This is a genomic window from Phenylobacterium sp., from assembly GCF_004799515.1.
GTDB lineage: Bacteria > Pseudomonadota > Alphaproteobacteria > Caulobacterales > Caulobacteraceae > Phenylobacterium.
In genome coordinates this window covers 67,288-89,462 of sequence record NZ_SSMX01000053.1, presented here as the reverse complement: position 1 = coordinate 89,462, position 22,175 = coordinate 67,288, and the positions used below count along the sequence as shown (strand labels likewise).

Annotated in this window: 18 protein-coding genes and 1 tRNA gene; 12 read left to right on the top strand and 7 right to left on the bottom strand. The window is 70.1% G+C overall.

Annotated elements, in window-relative coordinates; all coding sequences use genetic code 11:
- Window positions 1-56: 56 nt before the first annotated feature.
- On the top strand, window positions 57-1,016 hold the full coding sequence (locus E8A49_RS20920; protein WP_293386154.1) for a cobalamin-binding protein: 960 nt from the start codon (window positions 57-59) through the stop codon (window positions 1,014-1,016).
- A gap of 105 nt (window positions 1,017-1,121) precedes the next feature.
- Entirely contained in the window at window positions 1,122-2,495 is a 1,374-nt protein-coding gene (locus tag E8A49_RS20915; RefSeq protein ID WP_293386152.1) for an FAD/NAD(P)-binding protein, read from the top strand.
- A 25-nt stretch (window positions 2,496-2,520) separates the two neighbouring features.
- On the opposite strand, the gene E8A49_RS20910 is transcribed toward E8A49_RS20915, so the two are convergent.
- Window positions 2,521-2,594 (bottom strand) — tRNA-Cys (locus E8A49_RS20910).
- 217 nt (window positions 2,595-2,811) lie between these two features.
- Here E8A49_RS20910 and E8A49_RS20905 point away from each other — a divergent pair.
- From E8A49_RS20905 to E8A49_RS20890, 4 genes are all read left to right on the top strand, one after another.
- Entirely contained in the window at window positions 2,812-3,384 is a 573-nt protein-coding gene (locus tag E8A49_RS20905; RefSeq protein ID WP_293386150.1) for a protein-L-isoaspartate O-methyltransferase, read from the top strand.
- Between the two features lie 144 nt (window positions 3,385-3,528).
- Window positions 3,529-5,109 carry a TolC family outer membrane protein gene (locus tag E8A49_RS20900; protein ID WP_293386148.1) on the top strand — a complete coding sequence of 527 codons (1,581 nt, stop codon included), beginning with the start codon at window positions 3,529-3,531 and terminating at the stop codon, window positions 5,107-5,109.
- A gap of 79 nt (window positions 5,110-5,188) precedes the next feature.
- Window positions 5,189-5,743 (top strand): DUF2497 domain-containing protein, encoded by a 555-nt coding sequence (locus E8A49_RS20895; RefSeq protein ID WP_293386146.1) that lies wholly within the window; start codon window positions 5,189-5,191, stop codon window positions 5,741-5,743.
- Window positions 5,744-5,918: 175 nt separating this feature from the next.
- The gene (locus E8A49_RS20890) at window positions 5,919-8,657 is read left to right on the top strand and encodes a valine--tRNA ligase (protein ID WP_293386144.1); all 2,739 of its coding nucleotides are present in this window, start codon (window positions 5,919-5,921) and stop codon (window positions 8,655-8,657) included.
- On the opposite strand, the gene E8A49_RS20885 is transcribed toward E8A49_RS20890, so the two are convergent.
- Together E8A49_RS20885 and E8A49_RS20880 are read right to left on the bottom strand one after the other, a co-directional pair.
- Window positions 8,654-9,700: a hypothetical protein gene (locus E8A49_RS20885; protein ID WP_293386142.1), complete on the bottom strand. Its 1,047-nt coding sequence runs from the start codon at window positions 9,698-9,700 to the stop codon at window positions 8,654-8,656. The genes E8A49_RS20890 and E8A49_RS20885 overlap by 4 nt on opposite strands.
- Window positions 9,701-9,789: 89 nt before the next feature.
- Window positions 9,790-10,425 carry a glutathione S-transferase family protein gene (locus E8A49_RS20880; RefSeq protein WP_293386140.1) on the bottom strand — a complete coding sequence of 212 codons (636 nt, stop codon included), beginning with the start codon at window positions 10,423-10,425 and terminating at the stop codon, window positions 9,790-9,792.
- Window positions 10,426-10,609: 184 nt separating this feature from the next.
- Here E8A49_RS20880 and E8A49_RS20875 point away from each other — a divergent pair, with 184 nt between their 5' ends.
- Window positions 10,610-12,136 carry a peptidase S10 gene (locus tag E8A49_RS20875; protein WP_293386138.1) on the top strand — a complete coding sequence of 509 codons (1,527 nt, stop codon included), beginning with the start codon at window positions 10,610-10,612 and terminating at the stop codon, window positions 12,134-12,136.
- 123 nt (window positions 12,137-12,259) lie between these two features.
- On the opposite strand, the gene E8A49_RS20870 is transcribed toward E8A49_RS20875, so the two are convergent.
- Entirely contained in the window at window positions 12,260-12,961 is a 702-nt protein-coding gene (locus E8A49_RS20870) for a PEPxxWA-CTERM sorting domain-containing protein (protein ID WP_293386136.1), read from the bottom strand.
- 196 nt (window positions 12,962-13,157) lie between these two features.
- Between E8A49_RS20870 and E8A49_RS20865 the strand changes: the two genes are divergently transcribed.
- The 3 genes from E8A49_RS20865 to E8A49_RS20855 all read left to right on the top strand — a co-directional run bounded on the left by E8A49_RS20865 (window position 13,158) and on the right by E8A49_RS20855 (window position 16,861).
- Window positions 13,158-14,201: an AraC family transcriptional regulator gene (locus tag E8A49_RS20865; protein WP_293386134.1), complete on the top strand. Its 1,044-nt coding sequence runs from the start codon at window positions 13,158-13,160 to the stop codon at window positions 14,199-14,201.
- Window positions 14,202-14,355: 154 nt separating this feature from the next.
- Entirely contained in the window at window positions 14,356-16,113 is a 1,758-nt protein-coding gene (locus tag E8A49_RS20860; RefSeq protein WP_293386132.1) for a class I adenylate-forming enzyme family protein, read from the top strand.
- 7 nt (window positions 16,114-16,120) lie between these two features.
- Window positions 16,121-16,861, top strand: coding sequence for a TlyA family RNA methyltransferase (locus tag E8A49_RS20855; RefSeq protein ID WP_293386130.1), 741 nt, complete (start codon window positions 16,121-16,123; stop codon window positions 16,859-16,861).
- 48 nt (window positions 16,862-16,909) lie between these two features.
- Here E8A49_RS20855 and E8A49_RS20850 read toward each other — a convergent pair whose 3' ends face one another.
- Window positions 16,910-17,566: a glycine zipper 2TM domain-containing protein gene (locus tag E8A49_RS20850; protein ID WP_293386128.1), complete on the bottom strand. Its 657-nt coding sequence runs from the start codon at window positions 17,564-17,566 to the stop codon at window positions 16,910-16,912.
- 169 nt (window positions 17,567-17,735) lie between these two features.
- Here E8A49_RS20850 and E8A49_RS20845 point away from each other — a divergent pair, with 169 nt between their 5' ends.
- The gene (locus E8A49_RS20845; RefSeq protein ID WP_293386126.1) at window positions 17,736-19,022 is read left to right on the top strand and encodes an RNA methyltransferase; all 1,287 of its coding nucleotides are present in this window, start codon (window positions 17,736-17,738) and stop codon (window positions 19,020-19,022) included.
- A 60-nt stretch (window positions 19,023-19,082) separates the two neighbouring features.
- Here the strand turns inward: E8A49_RS20845 and E8A49_RS20840 are convergent, their stop codons facing one another.
- Window positions 19,083-20,168 (bottom strand): PA0069 family radical SAM protein, encoded by a 1,086-nt coding sequence (locus E8A49_RS20840; RefSeq protein WP_293386124.1) that lies wholly within the window; start codon window positions 20,166-20,168, stop codon window positions 19,083-19,085.
- A gap of 142 nt (window positions 20,169-20,310) precedes the next feature.
- Between E8A49_RS20840 and E8A49_RS20835 the strand changes: the two genes are divergently transcribed.
- Window positions 20,311-21,051, top strand: a complete 741-nt coding sequence (locus tag E8A49_RS20835) for an AAA family ATPase (protein WP_293386122.1) — start codon at window positions 20,311-20,313, stop codon at window positions 21,049-21,051.
- A gap of 7 nt (window positions 21,052-21,058) precedes the next feature.
- Here E8A49_RS20835 and E8A49_RS20830 read toward each other — a convergent pair whose 3' ends face one another.
- Window positions 21,059-22,084, bottom strand: a complete 1,026-nt coding sequence (locus E8A49_RS20830) for an SMP-30/gluconolactonase/LRE family protein (protein WP_293386120.1) — start codon at window positions 22,082-22,084, stop codon at window positions 21,059-21,061.
- Between the last annotated feature and the right edge of the window lie 91 nt (window positions 22,085-22,175).

Here is a 22,175-nt window from a genome sequence, read left to right as displayed (position 1 = left end):
CGGCGCCGGCGATGCGGTAGGGGAAGCGGCGTTCCTCAACTCCCGGAGTCCCGCCGGTGTCCCAGCCTCGCGCGCCGCGCATCGTCTCCCTGCTGCCCAGCGCCACGGAGATCGCCGTCGCCATCGGCTGCGGCGACGCCCTGGTCGGGCGCTCCCATGAATGCGACGTGCCCGCCGGGGTCGAGCGCCTGCCGGTCTGCACGGCGACCAAGCTCGAAAAGGGCCTGACCGCGCGCCAGGTCGAGGACCGGGTGCAGGAGATCGTCCGCCAGGGTCTGTCGGTCTATGAGGTGGACGCCGAGCGGCTGAAGGCGCTCAAGCCCGACATCATCCTCACCCAGTCGCAATGCGCGGTCTGCGCAGTGACCCCGCGCGACCTGGAAGAGGCCTTGGCGAGCTGGGTTGGGACGCCGCCGGTGCTGCTGTCGCTCGCACCCGACACCCTGGCCGACGTCTGGGGCGACATCCGAAGGGTCGGCGAGGTCGCCGGCGCGGACAAAGCCGCCGCCGAGACCATCGTCAGGCTGGAGGCCCGGCTCGAGCGGCTGCGGGCGAAGGCCGCGCGCCGGGACTGGCGTCCGCGCGTGGCGGCGGTCGAATGGATGGATCCGCTGATGGCGGCCGGCAACTGGGTCCCCGAGCTGATCGAGGCGGCGGGCGGCGCGCCCCTGTTCGCCGCGGCCGGCCAGCATTCGCCCTGGCTGGAATGGGACGCCCTGCGCGAGGCCGACCCGGACGTGATCGTGCTGATGCCCTGCGGCTGCCGCATCCCGCAGGTCCTGGACGAGATGCCGGCGATGACCGGGCGCCCCGGCTGGCGCGACCTGAAGGCCGTGCGGTCCAGCCGCGTCTACGCCGTCGACGGCCACCACTATTTCAGCCGCCCCGGCCCGGGCCTGGTGGAATCGGCCGAGGTGCTGGACGAGATCTTCGACGACGCCCGCGACCCGCGCGGCGTCCCGACGCCACGCTGGCGGCAGGTCGAGCTCAGCCTGGCGTCCGGCCTTTCAGCCTAGCCGGGCAGGGCGTTCACCCGGGGCGCGACGCCGCGGGGCCAGGTCTGATATGGGGGCTTGAACCAGGGCTGAACCGTCCGGTCGCGGTTCCGTTTGAGGATTTGCATGATGATCCGCGACCGGCCCGCGCCCGCCCGCCCCACCGTCGCGGTCATCGGCGGCGGCTTCAGCGGGCTGCTCACCGCCATCCACCTGCTGCACGCCGATCCGGAGGTGGTGGTCCGGCTGGTCGAGCGGGCGCCGCAGTTCGGCCGCGGCCGCGCCTATGGGACGGAAAACCCCGACCACCTGCTCAACGTGCGCGTCGCCAACATGAGCGCCTTCCCCGACGAGCCGGAGCATTTCGCGGCCTGGCTGCGCGCCCAGGGCGACTGCGACGGGCCGGGCGCCTTCGTCAGCCGCAGCCGCTACGGCGACTACCTGCAGAGCCTGCTGCGCGGGCACCTGGACGACCCCGGCAGCGTCGGCCGGCTCTTGCTGGAGCAGGACGAGGCGGTCGACATCGTCTGGCGCGACGGCCGCCAGAGGGTCGAGCTCAAGCTGGGGCGCGGCTTCGCGGCCGACGCCAGCGTCCTGGCCGTGGGCTCGCCCCTGCCGGCTGCGCTGCCGGGCGCCGACGAGGCGGTCATCGCCGCGCCGAACTATGCGCCGAACCCCTGGAGCCTTGGCGGCGGCGCCCTGCCGCAGGGCGAGGTCCTGGTGGTCGGCTCGGGCCTGACCATGGTCGATGTCGCCATCGCGCTCTCCCGGCCGGGGCGGCGGCTGACGGCGGTGTCGCGGCACGGTCTCCTGCCGCGGGCGCATGCGCCCACCGCGCCGCACACCCCGCCGCCCGCCGGGCCGCTCGACACCCCCGCGCGCGCGCTCCGCACCCTGCGGGCCTATGCGGGGCAGGTCGGCTGGCGCGAGGCGGTGGACAGCATCCGCCCCCAGGCCGCCGCCATCTGGCGGGGCTGGCCGCTCGCGGAGAAGCGCCGCTTCCTGCGCCATCTGCAGAGCTGGTGGGACGTGCACCGCCATCGCATGGCGCCCGCCATCGCCGCCCGGGTCGAGACGCTGGTCGCCGCCGGCGACCTCGAGGTGCTGGGCGGCCGGCTCGCGCGCATCCGGGCGGTCGACGGGGGCTTCGAGGCCACCTTCCAGCGCGGATCGGACGGCCATTGGATCACGCGGCGCTTCGAGGGGGTGGTCAACTGCACGGGCCTGCGCGGCGCGCCCCAGGCGGGGACCGAGGACCTGCTCGGCCGGCTGGCGCATCGCGGCGCCCTGCGCGCCGATCCGCTCGGCCTGGGCCTGGACGTCGACGGCGCCTTGCGGGTGATCGGCCAGTCGGGCGCGCCGACCCCGGGCCTCTTCGCGGTCGGGCCGCTCACCCGCGGCGCCTTCTGGGAAGCGATCGCCGTGCCGGACCTGCGGATCCACACCGCCCTCGTCGCCGGCGCGGTGCTGGAGGGCCTGCGGCGTCGGGTCGAGGCCTAAGGCGCGGCTGAAGTCTTGGAAAATTTGGAGGCCTGACCGGGAATCGAACCCGGGTTCACGGATTTGCAGTCCGGTGCGTCACCACTCCGCCATCAGGCCGCCGCGAGCCCTGTGCGGGCCCGGCGTTCCCCGGATCGCGCCATCGCGCGGCGGGGAGGCGGATCGCTAACAGAAGGCCCGCGCCAGGGCAACGGGGCGGGCGCCTTGGCCGCGGGGCCCTGCGACGCGCCGGCGCGATTGCCTTGGGCCGCGGCGGGGACCTATAAGCCAGCCAGAATCCACTGCCGCCCTTCCTCGCACTTTCAGGGACGACCCGATGGCCGACTTCGCCGCCGCCCGGCTGAACATGGTGGAGAGCCAGGTGCGTCCGGCGGACGTCACCGACGTGCGCATCCACGACGCCATGCGCGTCCTGCCGCGCGAGAGCTTCCTGCCGGCCGAGCGGGCCTACCTGGCCTACGCCGATATCGAGGTGGCCTATGCGCCGGGCCGCACCCTCCTGAAGCCGCGCGACCTGGCCAAGCTGATGCAGGCGGTCCGGCCGATGCCGGGCGAACGGGCGCTGGCCATCGCCGCCCCTTACGCCGCCGCCCTGCTGGAAAAGCTGGGGCTGAGCGTCATGACGGTGGAGGGGGGCGATCTGTCGCAGCTGCCCGCCGGCGAGTTCGACGTGATCGTTTGTGAGGGCGCCGTGGGCCGCGCGCCCGCCGCCTGGACCGCCCAACTGTCCGAAAACGGACGGTTGGGGGTGGTCGAACGCGATGGCCCGGTGGGCAAGGCCTGTGTCTATCTCCGCGCTAAGGACGGTCTCGGGCGCCGCGAGGTGTTCGACTCCACGCCGCCCGTCCTCGACGGCTTCGCGGCTGAACACGGTTTCGCCTTCGAATAGTCTTCAAAACTCACGACGAGTAGTTTCAGAAGCGAAACGGATGCAAAGTCCGGGGTGAAAAAAGCTTAAGGTGACGCGGCCCCGCCGTTGGCTGCACAAGTCAGCCCAACGAGAACAAGCCGCTCGCCACTACGGGGATCACTGATGTCGATGACGCTTCGCGGACGGCTGCTCGCCGCGATTTTCTCTGCCGGCGCGGCGGGGGCCATGGCGGCGCCGGCGTGCGCCGAGACCCTAGCTGACGCGCTCTCGCTTGCCTACCAGACCAATCCCAACCTGCTGGCCCAGCGCGCTACGCAGCGGGCGCTGGATGAGACCTACGTCCAGGCCCGCACCGGCTACCGGCCGACGCTCAATTTCAGCACCGAAGCCGCCTATCTGGAGACCCGCACGCCGCACGCCGCCGGCGGCGGACTGATCGACACCAACGGCGACGGTATCCCCGACGCGGTGGGCAAGGGCATCTCGCGCAGCAACTCCGCCTTCATCGGCCTGGATCTGTCGCAGCCCCTGTGGAACGGCGGGCGCACCGCCACGGCGGTCTCGGCGGCGGAATCCGACATCCTTTCCGGCCAGGAGACCCTTCGCCGCGTCGAATCGCAGGTGATGCTGCAGGTGGTGCAGGCCTACCTCGACGTGCGCCGCGACCAGGACGCCATGCGGATTCGCCAGGAAAACGTGGTCGTGCTGCAAAAGCAGCTCGAGGAATCCCGAGCCCGCTTCGATGTGGGCGAGATCACCCGCACCGACGTGGCCCAGTCGGAGTCGCGCCTGGCCGCCGAGCAGTCGCTGCTGTCCAGCGCCACCGCCCAGCTGGCGGTCAGCCGCGCCAACTACGCCGCCGCCGTGGGCCAGAACCCCGGCGAGCTGGCGCCGGAGCCGTCGCTGGCCTTCCTGCTGCCGCCCAACGCCGACGAGGCCTTCGCCGTCGCCGAGAAGTTCAACCCGACCCTGCGCGGTCAGGAATACGCCGAGCAGGCCAGCCGCGCGCGGGTGGCCCAGGCCCGCGCCGAACGGATGCCCACCGTCACCTTGCACGCGGAGTACGGCTTCACCGGCATCGTCGAGCCGTTCAACTCCGGCCTCTATTCGAGCGACCTCTTGGGCCAGGCGACGTTCAGCATGCCGATCTTCACCGGCGGCCTGAACAATTCGCGGATCCGCCAGTCGGTGGAGCGCAACAACACCGACCGCATCGGCATCGAGACCCAGCGCCGCCAGGTGCTGCAGACCATCACCCAGGCCTGGAGTCAGCTGATCGCCGCCCGCGCCAACATCGATTCCACCGACCAGGCCGTGCGCGCCGCCGGGATCGCCGCCGAGGGCACCCGCGAGGAACAGCACGTCGGCCTGCGCACCACGCTCGACGTGCTGAACGCTGAGGAAGAGCTGCGCAACGACGAGTTGAGCGCCACCGCCGCCAAGCACGACGAGTACCTGGCCGCGGCCACCGTGCTGTCGGCCATGGGCCGGCTGGAGGCCAAGGACCTGATCCCGGCGGTGACGCCCTACGATCCGAAGCGCAACTTCCGCAAGCTGCGCTTCGCCGGGGGCTATGTGCCCTGGGAAGAAGGCGTGGCGGCGATGGACAAGGCTCTGGCCTGGCCGGCCATCCCCTCGCCGCAGCTGATTCCTGGTGAGTCGGCGATCGGCCCCGGCCTGCAGCCGCCGCCGGCCGCCGCGCCTGCCACCCCTGCGACACCCCCTGCGACACCCAAGAAGTAGGGCGTTTTTCGAAGCGGCTCCCCTTCGCCGGAAAATGGTCTAGGCTGCGCCGACAGATTCATTCGCTTAAACGGCCGCCATGTCTGAACAGACGTCTCAAGAACCGACGATGGAGGAAATTCTCGCCTCCATCCGCCGCATCATCTCCGAAGACGACGCGCCCGCCGCCGAGGAGGCGGAGGCCGCTCCGGCGGAGGAGCCGGCCGCTGTCGCTCCCGAGCCCGAGCCCGAGCCGGAACCCGAGCCTGTCGCCGTCGCCGCGCCCGAACCTGAGGTGGTCGCGCCTGAACCTGAGCCGGAGCCCCCGGCCGAGGAGGACGCCCTGGAGTTGACGGACAAGGTGGAAACCCACGGCGATCTCGACGTCTTCCCGCAGGCCGCCGCGCCGGCGGAGCCCGAGCCCAGGCCGATCGAGGCCCTGGTGAGCGAACGCGCCGCCTCCGCCGCGGCCTCGTCCTTCGGGGCGCTGTCGGCCGCCATCGCCATGCCGCAGGCCGGCCGCACGCTCGAGGATGTGGTGCGCGAGTTGCTGCGGCCGTTGCTGCAACAGTGGCTCGATGAGAACCTGCCCGGGATCGTCCAGCAGGCCGTCCAGGCCGAGGTCGAACGCATCGCCCGCGGGCGAGTACGTTAGACCGCGAAATAGCCGCTCATCCCCGCGGAAGCGGGGACCCAGGCGTTTTTGTGCTAGCTGAGCTTCGCGCTCGCAGGCCGTAACCAGCCCAATCGCTGAAACGGAAAAAGCCTGGGTCCCCGCTTCCGCGGGGATGAGCGGAATTGTAATTGGACCGGCCCAGCAGAATTCCGAGATGCTTGAAAAGACCTTCGATCCGAAATCCGTCGAACCGCGCCTCTACGCCGCCTGGGAGGCGTCGGGCGGCTTTGCGCCGATCGACGACCCGAACGCCGAGACGTTCGCCATCGTCATACCGCCGCCGAACGTCACCGGCTCGCTGCACATCGGGCACGCGCTGAACAACACCCTGCAGGACGTGCTGATCCGCTTCGAGCGCATGCGGGGCAAGGCGGCGCTCTGGCTGCCCGGCACCGACCACGCCGGCATCGCCACCCAGATGGTGGTGGAGCGCCAGCTCGCCGCCGAGGGCAACCTGAGCCGCCGCGACCTCGGCCGCGACGACTTCGTCGCCAAGGTCTGGGAGTGGAAGGCCAAGTCGGGCGGGACCATCGTCAACCAGCTGAAGCGCCTGGGCGCGAGCTGCGACTGGTCCCGGGAACGGTTCACCCTGGACGAGGGCCTCTCGGCGGCAGTTCGCAAGGTCTTTGTGACCCTTTACAAGGAAAAGCTCATCTACCGCGACAAGCGGCTGGTGAACTGGGATCCGCACTTCCAGACCGCCATCTCGGACCTGGAGGTCGAGCAGCGCGAGGTCGACGGCCACTTCTGGCACTTCGCCTATCCGCTGGAGGACGGCTCCGGCGAGATCGTGGTGGCCACCACCCGGCCGGAGACCATGCTGGGCGACACCGCCGTCGCCGTGCATCCGAAGGACGAGCGCTACCAGCACCTGATCGGCCGCGCCGTGCGCCTGCCGATCGTGAACCGGCCCGTGCCGATCATCGCCGACGACTACGCCGACCCGGAAAAGGGCTCCGGCGCGGTGAAGATCACGCCGGCGCATGATTTCAACGACTTCATGGTCGGCAAGCGCAACAACCTGCCGATGATCAACGTCTTCGACGACTTCGCGCGCATCAACGACGAGGCGCCGCCCGAGTACCGCGGCCTGGACCGCTTCGCCGCGCGCAAGAAGGTGGTCGAGGCCTTCGAAGCGCTGGGCCTGCTGCGCGGGGTTGAGAAGACCCGCCACATGGTGCCGCACGGCGACCGCTCCGGCGTGGTGGTCGAGCCCTATCTGACCGACCAATGGTACGTGAACGCCGAGGTCCTGGCGCGGCCGGCCATCAAGGCGGTGGAGGAGGGCACCACCGTCTTCGCGCCCAAGGCCTGGGAGAAGACCTATTTCGAGTGGATGCGGAATATCCAGCCCTGGTGCATCTCGCGTCAGCTCTGGTGGGGCCATCGCATCCCCGCCTGGTTCGGGCCGGACGGGAAGATCTTCGTCGCCGAGGCGGAGGACGGCGCGAGGGCGCAGGCGCGCGAGCACTACGGCCGCGACGAGCCCCTGCGCCAGGACGAGGACGTCCTCGACACTTGGTTCTCCTCGGCGCTGTGGCCGTTCTCGACCCTGGGCTGGCCGGAGAAGACCGAGGACCTGGCCCGGTTCTATCCGACCCACACCCTGGTCACCGGCTTCGACATCATCTTCTTCTGGGTCGCCCGGATGATGATGCAGGGCCTGCACTTCATGGACGAGGTTCCCTTCAAGCGCATCTTCATCAACGCCCTGGTCCGCGACGCGGAAGGCAAGAAGATGAGCAAATCCAAGGGGAACGTCATGGACCCCCTGGAGCTGGTCGACGACTATGGCGCCGACGCTCTGCGCTTCACGCTGACCGCCATGTCGGGCCAGGCGCGGGACATCAAGCTCTCCCGCGAGCGGATCGAGGGCTACCGTAACTTCGGCACCAAGCTGTGGAACGCCACGCGCTTCACCCAGATGAACGGCGCCGCGCGCGCCGAGGGTTTCGACCCGGCGACGGTGAAATTGCCGCTGAACCGCTGGATCGTCGGCGAGACCACGCGGACCGCCAAGGCGGTGACGGCGGCGCTGGGCACCTGTGGCTTCGACGCCGCCGCCGACAGCCTCTACCGCTTCGTCTGGCGCCAGTACTGCGACTGGTACGTGGAGCTGGCCAAGCCCGTGCTGGGCAAGCCGGACGAACCCAATCCACCCCCCGAGGGGGTGGATCGCGAAGCGAGGGGGGGTGATGCGCGTCGCGCGTCAGGGGACGAGGCGGCCCGCGACGAGACCCGCGCCACCGCCGCCTGGGTGCTGGACGTGATCCTGAAGCTGCTGCATCCGGTCATGCCCTTCTTGACCGAGGAGCTGTGGGGCCAGACCGCGGGCCTCGGCGCGCCGCGCGCCCACCGGGGCTTCCTGATGACCGCGCCCTGGCCTGACCTGCCCGACAGCCTGATCGATCCGGCGGCCGACGCCGTCATCGGCCTGATCGTCGAGACCATCGCCGAGGGCCGCTCGGTGCGCTCGGAGCTGAACGTGCCCAACTCGGCGCGGCCGCCGCTGATGGTGGTGGACGCTACCGCCGCCCAGGAGGCCGTGCTGCGCGACGCCGAGCCCCTGATCCGCCAGATGCTGCGGGTCGAGGGCGTGGAGATCGTGGAGGCCGCCCCGGCGGGCGCCATCCCCTACGTCGTCGAGGGCGCGACCCTGGCGCTGCCGGTGGCGGAGTTCATCGACGTCGCCGCCGAGCGCGCGCGGCTGGGCAAGGAGGTCGGAAACCTCGCCGTCGACATCGACCGCACGGCCAAGAAGCTGGCCAACGCCGACTTCGTCGCCCGCGCGCCGGAGGAAGTGGTCGAGGAGAACCGCGAACGCCTGGCTGACGCCGAGGCCGCCAAGGCCAAGCTGGAAGCCGCCCTCGAACGCCTGGGCGCGGTGGTCTAAGCCGTCCGCGTCCCACGCGGGACCGCGCGCCGCCAGAGGTCGCGGAGCGCCGGCGGGGCCAGCACCACGCCCAGCGGCAGGATGGGCGTGTAGAGCAGGCCCCAGTAGGTGTTGTCAGGCCGCCCCAGCACCAGGAAGCCGGCCATGTAGCCGCCGACGATCAGGCCCGCGCGCGTTGCGACCGGATTGCGGGCTCCGGCAAGGCCCACGAGCGCCACGCCCACCGCCGCGGCGATGATGGCGGTCGGCGCCAGCAGCAGGCCGACGTTGGAGCGCGCCATCTGCAGGATGAACGGCGCGCCGCCCAGGCCCAGCCAGCCGGGCGAGACGGCGTCGCCGGGAAGGTGCAGCCCCGCCGCCGCCCGCAGGTGCAGGCTGAACAGCCCGGCGAACACCGCCATGGCCGCACCCCAGCCGCAGGCTTCCCGCCAGCGCCGCTCCCACAGGGCGGCGGCGGCCATGGCGACCAGATAGCCCACCGCCAGCTCCCGGATCAGGCAGGCGCAGAGGCCGATCGCCACCGGCGCCAGCCATCGCCGCGGCGAGTAGAGCGCCAGCGACAGCGCGATCAGCAGGCCCGCCCAGGCCTCGTGCATGAACAGCATCCCGCGGATGATGACGACGCCGATGCCCGTGGCCATGACCGGCATGGCGGCCAGAAGGTAAGGGAACGGCATGCCGCCGCGCTCCAGGGCCAGAATCGTCGCGGCGCCGACCGCAAGCGCCAGGCCGTAGAAGGCCGCCTTGCGCCAGACCTCGGCCCTCAGCGCCGCCATCATCCAGCCCAGCGCCGGCTCCCGGAACACCTGCGGGGGCGCGGTGGGATAGCCGTGCGCCCGGTGCTCCGCCGCCGCCGCCGAATAGTAGTCCTCGCCGTGGGCGACGCGCGCGGCGACGGCCGCGTAGAGGTCGCCGTCCTGGTAGGTCACCTTCGGCGACGCCAGCAGCGGGGCATGGATCGTCGCGCCATAGGCGATCAGGGCCGCGAGCAGGGCGAGGGCGAGCCGAGCCGCCCAAGGCGGCCAGGCGCCGAATCGAGTCATGCGAGTTCCGCCCCGCCGTCAGGACTCACAGGATAGCGGCAAACGCCGCCGCCGCGACCGCTGGCGTCGGGGGAGGGCCGCGGGGCCCCTCAGGCCGCGTCGCTGAAGTCGCCCATCTGGGCGTCCAGCGCCCGCTGGAACGCCGGCCGGGCGGTGCAGCGCTCGACGTAAGCCGCCAGCCTGGGATCGGTCACCAGGGGCGGAGCGATGCGCAGCACGGTGCTCATCATCAGGTCGCCGACGGTGAACCGGTCGCCGTCCAGGTAGGGCTTGTCGCCCAGCGAGGCGGCCAGCGCGCTCAGGCGGCGGCCAGCGAATTCGGTCGCGCTGGGTTTGCGCAACTTCGCCCATTCCTCGTCGGCGTAGAAGACGTCGAGGGTGGCGGCGTTCATGATGTGCGGCTCAACCGAGTTCAGCGCCGCGATCAGCCACTGTGTCGCCCGGGCCCGGGCGCCGGGATCCGTCGGCAGCAGGGCCTCGCAACGCTCGCCGATGTGCAGCAGGATGGCGCCCGTTTCGAACAGCACCTGGCCCGCTTCCTCGAAGATCGGCACTTGGCCGAAGGGCTGCAGGGCGCGGTACTCAGGCTTGTCTTGGTCGCCGAAGCTCAGCAGCCGCGCGCGGTAGGGGATGCCGGCTTCCTCCAGCGCCCAGCGCACCCGCAGGTCGCGCACCTGGCCCTGCGCGAACGGCGGGACCCAACGGAAGGCGGAGATGGTGATCATGCGCTTGTCTCCTGATGATCCCGCCGAACGCTCGCCCATGCGGCGCGCGGCGGAAAGAGGGTTCACTTGCAAGACGCGCCACGAGCCCCCGATGCGACAGGCGGCGAGGGATTTTCGGCGGTTGGACTTGCCGCCGCGCGGGGTTTAGCCAATCTGCCAGCCCTGAAGTCTGGGGATTCTCCGCATGCGCATGATGACGATCGCGGCCGTGGCCGCCTTGGCGCTTTCGTTCGGGCTCGCGACGGCGGGGCCTGCCGCGGCGGCTGACGATCCGCCCAAGGCCGACGCCGCCAAGAAGGACGACGCCAAGAAGTCCGACATCGACCTGCCGCCATTCCCGGCCGACGCCAGCGTCAAGCAGGTGACCCATGTGGCCGGCAAGACCCTGAACTACACGGCCACCGTCGGCTCGCTGCCGGTGCGCGACGAGAAGGGCAAGAAGGTCGCGGAGGTGGTGTTCACCGCCTACACCCTGGATGGCCCGCGCGATCCCAACCGGCCGGTGACCTTCGCCTTCAATGGCGGCCCAGGCGCGGCCTCGGTCTACCTGAACCTGGGCGCCATCGGGCCCAAGCGGGTGCAGTTCGGCGCCCAGGGCGACGCGCCCTCCGATTCCGCCGCCCTCGTCGACAACCCCGGCACCTGGCTCGATTTCACGGACCTGGTGTTCATCGACCCGGTCGGCACCGGCTTCTCCCGCTCCCTGGTCGACAAGGACGAGAGCAAGAAGCGCTTCTATTCGATCAAGCCGGACATCGAGTACCTGAGCCGTGTGGTCTACGACTGGCTGCTCAAGAACGGCCGAATGGCCTCGCCCAAGTACATCACCGGCGAGAGCTACGGCGGCTACCGCGTGCCGCGCATCACCTACTTCCTGCAGACCCGCCTGGGCGTCGGCATCAACGGCATGGTGGCGGTGAGCCCCTATCTCGAACCGCCGATGGACCAGGCGCCGGAGTTTTCGCCCATGCCGTGGGTGACGACCCTGCCGTCGATGACGGCCGCGAACTACGAGCGCCAGGGCAAGACCCTGTCGCCGGCGGTGATGAAGGAAGTCGAGGACTACGCCCGGGGCGAGTTCGCCTCCGACCTGCTGAAGGGCCGGCGCGACCCCGCGGCGGTCGATCGGCTGGTCTCCAAGGTCACCGCCTACACCGGCCTCGACCCGACCTTCGTGAAGCGCTCCGGCGGGCGCATCGAGACCGGGGCCTTCCTGCGCGAGCTATACCGCGACCAGGGCAAGATCGCCTCGGTCTACGACTCCAACGTCACCCAGGACGATCCCTTCCCGTGGGCGCCGCAGGGCCGGCGCAACGACCCGATCCTCGACGCCATCATCGCGCCCACCACCAGCGCCATGGTCGACTTCGACACCCGCGTCGTCGGCTGGAAGGTGGACGGCCGTTTCAACGCTCTGAGCTACGAAGTGGGCAGCGATTGGGAGCCTGGCGTCGAGCTGACCGAGGCGACCACGGACCTGCGCCAGGCCATCGCCGCCGACCCGAAGATGAAGGTGCTGATCGCCCACGGCTGGGACGACCTGAGCTGCCCCTACTTCGTCTCGCGCCTGGTCATCGACCAGATGCCGATCACCGGCGACCCGAACCGGGTGAAGCTGTCGGTCTATCCCGGCGGCCACATGTTCTATTCCCGCCCCGCCAGCCAGGCGGCCTTCCGCGCCGACGTGCTGCAGGTGTTCGGGGCCAAGTAACGCCCTACGCCGCGCCGGACCGTCGGCTACCGCCCCCGCGCAGCGGGGGCGGAGAAGGGGACGAGCGGGCGCGCTGTCGTGGATAGCGGCTTCGCGCCAGGACCGGTGGTGGGTTTCTTGCCCTCAGGCGCTTGCAAGAGTCCCGGCTCTACGCCGCAAGGCCGCGCCGACCATCCCGAAGCCCGCGATGAGCATTGTCCATGTCGCCGGCTCGGGCACGCCCCGGGCGCTCGCGATGTCGAGGATCATGCCGAAGCTATCAACGGAGCCGGGGCCTGTATAGGTCCCGGACGTGATCACGCTCGAGCAGCACGTGATCGACTGGCCCTCAAAGAGAAAAAGCGGATCCGGCGTCGGCGTGTTGAACTCGTTCCAGGTTTGGAACGGCGTTAGAAACGGGTTGGTCGTCGGGCCAACGTCGAGAACCCAATATTTCTGTCCCTGCTGCAGCTGCACGCCGCCGGTATAGGAGCCGGTTGCGAAGGAGTTCGTCGTCGTGCTTTCGCTGAGGGACAAGGTCTCGAGCTGAGTCCCAAGTTGGTTTTTTCCATTGTCGGCGTAGATGATGACTTGGCCCGAGGTCGCGCCGTAGAGCGCAAGCTTCAGGCTGTCGATATATCCGGTGGCGGTCGCCTCGAACTCCACGCCGGCGTCCTCTCCATCGAAGCCCGTAAACGGGTTCGACTCGGCCCCTACGCCGAAGCCACCGCCGGTGAAGGTGGATCCGGTGAGCGAGTCATAGCTGACGACGGCGTTGGCCGGGCCGGCCAAGGCCGCTGACAGCACGGCCATCGCGCCGACGCCCGACAGGAATTCGAATTTCATCTCGCCGCCCCTTGAATTGCATTCGCCTGCGCGCCGTCTATTGAGACCCTGCGGATCCGGAAAGGCTGCGGCTCAAGATTGAGACCGTCGATCAACAGATTGAGACGCCCGGCAATTCCAACATTCGCGCGGCGGGCGAGAGGCGTTATTTGTGTCGAAGAGTTCGTTGCGATCGGCGGAAGGAACCGGCGGCCGAATGCCGTCGCAGTTCCGCGTCGCCCTGTCGGTTACGCGAGGTAACGCGCGAGAATTCGAACTCTGGCGGAACGGGCTGCGGCCCCTGTTCGCGATGGATGCGCTCGATGCGGCGTCGCGGTCGTCCTTCGCCATCGAGGCGACCAGCTATCAGTTCTCGGACGTGGCCGTCGTCTCCGGTCGTTCGTCGGCCGCGCTCTTCCAGCGCGGCCCGCTGATGATCGCGCGCGGCGGGCTCGATCACATCTGCGTCCTCATCTACACCCAGGGCGGATGTTCGCTCGATCTCGAGGGCCGTTCGGCAGAGGTGCATGCCGGCGACGCCTGCTTTCTCGACCTGTCGCGCCCGGTCACCTTGCGGGCGCCCGACTACGCCAGCCTGACCCTGATCCTGCCGCGCGCGACGCTTCAGGCCTATGTCGCCGATCTCGATGCCCTCCACGGCCGGATCCTGCGCAAGTCGCACCCGCTGAACGCGATGCTGGTCAGTCATCTGCAGATGCTGTTCGCCCAGGCGCCGACCCTCAACGCCGCCGACGGCGCCGTCGCCGCGAAAGGCGCCGCGGCGCTGGTCGCGGCCTTCGTGGGCGCGTCGGAGGACGGGCGCGACCTCATCGCTCGGTCCAAGCCCGCCGCGACGCTCCCGACGTTCCGGCAGCATATCGAAAAGCATCTCGGGGATCTCGACCTGGGGCCGGACTCGCTGTGTCAGCGGTTCGGGGTGTCGCGCGCGACGCTGTTTCGCGCCTTTGAGCCGATGGGTGGCGTCAGGCGATATATTCTTCAACGCCGACTGGCGCGGGCGCGTCGCCTGATCGTCGACCCCGCCGACGCGCATCGCCGCGTGGGGTCCATCGCGTTGCAATGCGGGTTCGGGAACACCTCGGTGTTCAGCCGCGCGTTCCAGAGCGCGTTCGGCCTGTCCCCGACCGAATTGCGCGCGGCCCAGGCGAGCGGCGAGCTTTCGGAGGCGGCCTTTTCCGGCGATCAAGGCTTCGCCTCCATGGGCCGCTGGCTGCTCGGCCTCGACTCCAGCGGACCATAAGATCGCCCACGCCGCGGCGGTCCCCGCGGCCTCGCCGTGCGCCGGGGCGACGGCCGCGAACGCCGGTCCGCGTTTGCCTCCCGCCCTGGGTTATGCTTGTTCACTTGAGCACGCGCGGGGCCGAATAACGCCCGCCAGCCCAGGGAGTTAGCTCATGTCAGAATTCGCCCTTCCGCCCGGCTGGCCCGCCATGTCGATCGAGCAGGCGCACGCGATCCTCAGCGGGCCCGGCATGCCCACCGAGATCGCCGAGGAGACCATCCGGGGGATCCCCACCAAGGTCTGGAAGAACCTGCCGCCGACCCTGCGCGACGTGGTCGCCGCGTCCCGCGCGCACGGCGAGAAGATCTTCCTGGTCTACGAGGACGAGCGGGTCAGCTTCGAGGCCTTCCACCGCGCGGTGGCCGCGCTGGCCGCCGAGCTGGCCGCCGAGGGCGTCGGCAAGGGCGACCGGGTCGCGGTGATCATGCGCAATATCCCCGAGTGGGTGGTCGCCTTCTACGCCGCCGCCTCCCTGGGGGCGGTGGTGACGCCGCTGAACGCCTGGTGGACCGGTCCGGAGCTGGAATACGGCCTGACCGATTCCGGGACCAAGGTCGTGCTCATGGACCGCGAGCGCTATGAGCGGATGACCGAGCACCTGCCCAACTGCCCGGACCTGGTGCGGGTCTATGTCACCCGCGAGCGCGACGAGATCGCCCACCCGCTGGTCAAGCGCCTGGAGGCCGTCCTGGGCGCGCCCGGCGCCTGGAAGGACCTGCCCGACCGGCCGCTGCCCACCGTGGCGATCGCCACCGACGACGACGCGACCATCTTCTACACCTCCGGCACCACGGGGAAGCCGAAGGGCGCGCTCGGCACCCAGCGCGGGGTCAATTCCAACATCATGGCCGCGGTCTGCGGCGCGGCGCGCTCGTTCCTGCGGCGCGGCGAGCAGCCGCCGGCGCCCGATCCCAACGCCCAGCGCGCCTCGCTGATCTCCGTGCCCTTCTTCCACGTCACCGGCTGTTTCGCGGTCCTGAACCCCAGCCTCTTCGGCGGGGCCAAGCTGGTGATGATGCGCAAGTGGGAGGCGATCCGCGCCTTCGAGCTGATCGAGCGCGAGCGGGTGAACATGGCCGGCGGCGTGCCGACCATCGCCTGGCAGCTGCTGGAGCACCCGGCGCGGGCCAACTACGACCTGTCGTCGCTGGAGTCCGTCGCCTATGGCGGCGCGCCCTCGGCGCCGGAGCTGGTCCGCAAGCTGAAGGAGGTCTTCCCCAACTCCGTGCCCGGCCAGGGCTGGGGCATGACGGAGACCTGCGCCACCGTCACCGGCAACGGGGCGGAGGACTACATGCACCGCCCGGAAAGCTGCGGCGTCGCCGTTCCGGTCTCCAAGCTGCAGATCCGCGACGCGGCGGACGGCAAGACCGTGCTGCCGGCCGGCGTGGTGGGCGAGCTGTGGTGCAACGGGCCGCAGATGATGAAGGGCTACTGGAACAAGCCCGAGGCCACCGCCCAGACCCTGGTCGACGGCTGGGTGCGCACCGGCGACCTGGCCCGCCTCGACGAGGAGGGCTTCTGCTACATCATCGACCGGGCCAAAGACATGCTGATCCGCGGCGGCGAGAACATCTACTGCATCGAGGTCGAGAACGTCCTCTACGACCACCCCGCGGTGATGGACGCGGCCCTGGTGGGCGTGCCGCACCGAACCCTGGGCGAGGAGCCGGCGGCGGTGGTGACCCTGAAGCCCGGGGCGCACGCCACCGAGGACGAACTGCGCGCCCACGTGGCCGAGCGCCTGGCGGCCTTCAAGGTGCCGGTGGCGGTGAAGTTCTGGCCCGAGGTGCTGCCGCGCAACCCCAATGGCAAGATCCTCAAGAACGAGCTGAAGAAGCTGTTCGAGGGCGAGCAGACGGACGCCTGACAGGGCCATGAAGACCCGCGCGGACCTGCTGCTGGTCGCGCGCGGCCTGTTCGAGAGCCGGGCCAAGGCGCGGGCGGCCATTGAGGCCGGCGGGGTGCTGGCCGACGGACGCGCGGTGGCCAAGGCCTCGGAGATGCTGGACGAGGCCGCCGAGCTCTCGGCCACGCCGGCGCATCCCTGGGTCGGCCGGGGCGCGCTGAAGCTGGAGCAGGCGCTGAGCCTCTGGCCGATCGCCGTCGAGGGCCGGGTGGTGCTGGACGTGGGCGCATCGACCGGCGGCTTCACCGAGGTCTGCCTGGCGGCCGGCGCGCGGCGGGTCTACGCCGTCGACGTGGGGCGCGGCCAGTTGCACGCCAGTCTGGCTGGCGATCCGCGGGTGGTGGCCCTGGAAGGCTTCGACGCGCGCCGGTTGACGGCGGCGGAGGTTCCCGAGCCGCCGGACCTGGTGGTCTGCGACGTGAGCTTCATCGGCCTAGCGAAGGCTCTACCGGCGGCCCTGGCCTTGGCGGCCGACGGCGCGGACCTGGTAGCCCTGGTCAAACCGCAGTTCGAGGTCGGGCCGGAGCGGGTGGGCAAGGGCGGCCTGGTCAAGGATCCCGCCGCCCGCGCCGAGGCCCTGGCCGGCGTCGAGGCCTTCCTGGGCGAAGCGGGCTGGATGGTGCGGGCGTCCGCTGACAGCCCCATCGCCGGCGGCGACGGCAATCTCGAACACCTGCTCTGGGCGCAAAAGAAGGCCGCCCGCGGGTGAGGCGGGCGGCCAAGGCGGCTAGCGATGGACAGCTAGCGACAGATCGGATCAGCCGACGATGCGATAGCGGCCGTAGTAGTCCGGGCAGACGCGGACCGTGCGGGACTCGACGCGGCCGTCGGGCAGGTAGACCGGGCTCTCGGCGATGGTGCAGCCGTCGGGGCCGGCGCGCTCCATGACCACCCGGTAACGGATCCCGTGACGGCTGTAGACGAAGACCGCCGGGCCGGACGCGTAGCCTGGCGCATAGTAGCCGGGCGGCGGCGGAGGCGGCGGGGCGCCGTAATAGCCCGGCGGCGGGGGCGGAGGCGGCTGCTGGCCGTCATAGTAGGCTTGTGGACCGGGCGGCGGCGGAGGCGGGCCGCCGTCGGCGAAGGGTTGGCCGGGCGGCGGCGGGGGCGGGTTGGAGCAATTGGCGCTGCTGTGGCCGATGGCCGCGCCGGCGAGGGCGCCCACCACGCCGCCCAGGATCGAGCCGTCGGTGCGGTGGCCGCCCGCGGCGACCTGCGAGCCCAGCACCGCGCCCGCGCCGCCGCCGATCAGGGCGCCGGCCACGCCGCGGCCGTTGGCGTCCTGTTGGCAGGGGGTGTCGTAGTACCCGGGAGGCGGCGGCGGCTGGGCGCTGGCCGCGGCGGCCACCGCCAGGGCGGCCAGGCCGGCCGCGGCGGCGATAGTCCCCTTGGCGAAGGCGGAAGACTTGGTCATGGGTATCCCCTCTCTTGAATCTCTTCAGGCGGCCTTGGGCCGGCTTCGAGGATGGTTTTCGCCGAACCAAGCTGAACGAACTTTGATCGGAGCGTTCATCTTCGTTCATCTGGTGCGCGAGGTCGCCGTCACGCGCGCGCAGACGCCCACTTCCCGCTAAAGCAGGTCCATGAAGCCCAAGGCGCGCCGCCATCGCCCGACCCGCCCGGCCGCCTCCGGCCCGCAGACCGAGCTCCTCATCGAGCAGGTAGGCGGCGAGGGCGACGGCCAGGCCGCCGGCCCCGCCTTCGTGCCCTTCACCTTGCCGGGCGAGCGAGTGCTGGCGGTGGGGGGCGGCGAGCGGCGGGAGCTGCTCGAGGTGCTGGCGCCCAGCGCCGAACGCGTCGATCCGCCATGCCCGCACTTCGGCGTCTGCGGCGGCTGCGCCCTGCAGCACTGGGCGCACGCGCCCTATCTGGCCTGGAAGGTCGAGCGCCTCGCCGCGACGCTGGCGCGCCAGCAGATCGAGACGGAGCTGCTGGCGCCCTTCGCCGCCCAGCCCGGCACGCGCCGGCGCGTGGCCCTGCACGCCCGCCGCGGAACCCGCGAGGCGGCGCGGCTGGGTTACAAGACGCGCAAGTCCTGGGACCTCGTGGACATCGCCGTCTGCCCGATCGCCGACCCTAAGATCCAGGCGGCGATTCCGGCCCTGAAACGCCTGGCCGCGCCCTTGCTTGAGCACCCAAAGTCCGCGCCGACCCTGCACGTGACTCTGACGCCGGCCGGCCTCGATATCGACATCTCCGGCGTGGAGCGCCGCTCCGGCGGCCTCTCCGCCGACGCCCGGGTGCAGTTGGCCGAGCGCGCGGCGGAGGCCGATTTCGCCCGGGTGACCCTCGACGGTGAGGTGGCCTACCAGGCGCGCTTGCCGCAGGTGCGCCTGGGTCCCGCCACCGTCACCCTGCCGCCCGGCGCCTTCCTACAGGCGACGCCCGCCGCCGAAGCCGCTCTGGCCGCCTTCGTCGCCGAGGCCGCCGCCGGGGCGTCGCGGATCGCCGACCTCTATTGCGGGGTCGGCACCTTCACCTTTTGCCTGGCCGAGATCGCACCGGTCCACGCCGCCGACTTCGCCCCGGAGGCCATCCGCGCGCTCAGCGGGGCGTTGGCCGGTGCGCCGGGCCTGCATGGCGTCACCGCCGAGGCCCGCGACCTGGTCCGCCGCCCCGTCCTGGCCGAGGAACTGAAGAAGACCGACGTCGCCGTCTTCGACCCGCCGCGCGCCGGCGCCGCCGAACAGACCGCCGAACTCGCCAGGTCCTCCGTCGCCCGCGTCATCGGCGTCTCCTGCAACCCCGCCACCTTCGGCCGCGACGCCCGCACCCTGATCGACGCTGGCTTCAGCCTCGACCGCGTCCTGCCGGTCGACCAGTTCCTCTGGTCGCCGCACATCGAATTGGTGGGCGTGTTCAGTCGTTAAGTGAAAAACCTCCCCCGCGAGCGGGGAGGTTTAAGTATCGATTTGATTTTGCTTGTATTGTCACCCGAACAGATCGATCTGGCTCCCTGCTTTCGGCGGGACGCGGAAGAGGCCGAGGTCCAAGGGCGGGAGCTTCGCTGCGAGGCCGTAGCGGGCCTTGGCGGCGGCGAAGCGTTTGGAGGTGATCGCGGCGATGGGGCCTTCGCCCTTCATCCGCTTGCCCCACTGGCTGTCGTAGGTCTTGCCGCCGCGCATCTGCTTGATGAGCGACATCACCCGCGCTGCGCGGTCGGGGTGGTCGGTGGCCAGCCACTCCTGGAAGAGGTCGGCGATCTCCAGCGGCAGGCGCAGGGACACATAGCCCGCGCCCTTCGCGCCAGCGGCGGCGGCGCGCTCCAGTACGGCCTCCATCTCGTGGTCGTTGAGGCCCGGGATGCAGGGGGCGAACATCGCCACGGTGGGCACGCCCGCCTCGGTGAGCCTACGCACCGCGTCCAGCCGCTTCTCCGGCGTCGCCGCGCGCGGCTCCATGGACCGCGCCAGCTTGCGGTCCAGGGAGGTGATCGAGATCGCCACCCTCACCAGGTTCCGCTCGGCCATCGGCGCGATCAGGTCGAGGTCGCGCAGGATCAGCCCGGATTTGGAGATCACCGAGAAAGGGTGGTTGAAGCGGCCCAGCACCTCGATCACCTGGCGGGTGATGCGCAGGCGGCGCTCCTGCGGCTGGTAGGGGTCGGTGTTGCCGCCGATGTGGATCACCTCGGGGACGTAGCGCGGGTTCGACAGCTCCTTCTCCAGAAGCTTGGCGGCCTCGGGCTTGAAGAACAGCTTGGATTCGAAATCGAGGCCTGGCGACAGGCCCATGTAGGCATGGGCGGGCCGGGCGTAGCAGTAGATGCAGCCATGCTCGCAGCCGCGGTAGGGATTGATCGAGGCCGAGAAGCCGACGTCCGGGCTGTCGTTGCGGGTGATGATCACCCGGGCCTTTTCCGGCGTGACGGTGGTGACGAGCTGCGCCGGCTCGGCGTCCTCGGCCGTCCAGCCGTCGTCGAAGGTTTCGCGGGTCTGGCTCTCGAAGCGGCCGGAGGCGTTGGTGCGGGCCCCGCGGCCGCGGACGACGTTGATCTGACTGGTGAACCCATCCATCCCGGCAACCTAGCGCCGGGATAAGAACAAAACAAGAACAATTAGGCTTGGTTGCGATAGATGGAATCGAACTGGTTGACGAGAACAATATAAGAACACATGGTCTGATGAGCGGCGGGCTAGCCGCGCAACTGACGGATCAATGATGCGCGCTGTTGACGCGGAGCACTATTGGATCGCCGCACGGTTTGAGCGTCGGGAAGGATGGGATGCTGGATCCTATCCGTTCAACCTGCCGGTGGTCCGCGACCTAAACGAGTTGGTCTTCCATCCCAAGGTCACCTTTCTGGTGGGCGAGAACGGCTCGGGCAAATCGACGCTGATCGAGGCTCTGGCGGTGGCCTGGGGCTTCAATGCCGAAGGGGGCAGCATCAACTTCAACTTCGGTACGAGGCCATCGCACTCAGATCTGCATGGGTTCGTGCGGCCCATCCGGTCGGCTCGGCGCGCCCAGGACGGCTTCTTCCTACGGGCGGAAAGCCACTTCAATGTCGCCACAGAGGTCGAAAATCTTGGGGCGACAGCTTCCTACGGCGGCGTCTCGCTGCACGAACAATCTCATGGGGAGTCCTTCTTCGCCCTGATCGACAATCGTTTTCGGGGGCGCGGTCTTTACATCATGGACGAGCCCGAGGCGGCCTTATCGCCGAACCGACAGCTGAACTTCCTCGCTCGGATGCATGAGCTGGTCGGCCAGAAGTCGCAGTTCATCATCGCGACCCATTCGCCGATCATTCTCGGCTATCCGGACGCGTGGATCTACCAGACCACGCCCAAGGGGTTGGAGCGTGTCGACTATGAGGATACCGACCATTTCCAGGTCACCCGCAACTTCCTGAACCATCGCCCGGTGTTTCTGGACACCCTGCTGGCGGAAGACTGATCGGCGGCTAGGCGAAATAAGCCGGCTTCAGTCCCGGATAGGGCCAGCGCGCCTTGACGATCCGGCCAAGGCCCGAGGAGGTCACCCAGACGTCGCGCATGTCCGGACCGCCGAAGGCCAGGTTGGTGGTGAAGGGGTCGTCGAACTGGATGAACTCGGTCTGGCCGGCGGGGTCGATGATGCTGACGCCGCCGACGATCAGGGTGCAGACGCAGACCTTGTTGTCGGCCAGCACCTTCAGACTATCGGCCACCGAGCGGTCGCGCAGGTTGGCATGGGCGGCCTCGGGGTAGGAGACGCTGGGGCCTAGCTCGCCAGGGCCCTTGATATCGAAGGTCAAAAGCTGGCGCCCCAGGCTGACGTGTAGCTGCTTGCCGTCGGGCGACAGGCCGATGCCGTTGGGCGCGTTCATGGCGTCCTTGACGAGTTTGATCCCCTTGCCGTCGGCGCGGGCGTAGTAGATGGCGCCGTCGCCGCGCGCCTTGCCGTATTCGCTGATCCACATGCCGCCCTGGTGGTCGAAGACCAGGTCGTCGGGGGCGATGAGGGGCTTGCCCTCGCAGGTGTCGTAGAGGGTGAGCGCCTTGCCGGTCTTGAGGTCCAGCCGCTGGATGCAGCCGCCCTTGAAGTCGGCTGGGAGCGCGCCCGGGAAATTGTACTCGCCGCGCTGGACGAAGGAGAACCGCCCGCCGTCGTTGGCGATGTAGAGCGCCTTGTCCGGTCCGACCGCCAGGCCGTTGGGGCCGCCCTCGAGCTGGGCTACCAGTTCCACCTTGCCGTCCGGCTTCAGGCGGCTGACCTGTTTGGCCTGGATCTGCACGAAGAGCAGGGAGCCGTCCTTCATCACCACCGGCGCCTCGGGGAAGCGCAGGCCGCTCGCCACCGTGGTCAGGGCCAGGGTCGGCGGCGGCAAGGCGATTGGCGCCGGCGCGCGCGGTGCGGCGGGCGGCGTCGCGGGTGCGGGCTGCTGGGCCCGCGCCATCCCGGACAAGGCTAGAGCTGGCGCGGCGGCGAGCAGCGTGCGGCGATCCATCGGTTTTCCCCCAGTCTTCTTGCGTTTGCGACAGCGTCCGACATCGCGCGGCGAGTGTCGACTGTTGACCTGGCCACGGCGCAAGGGCTTC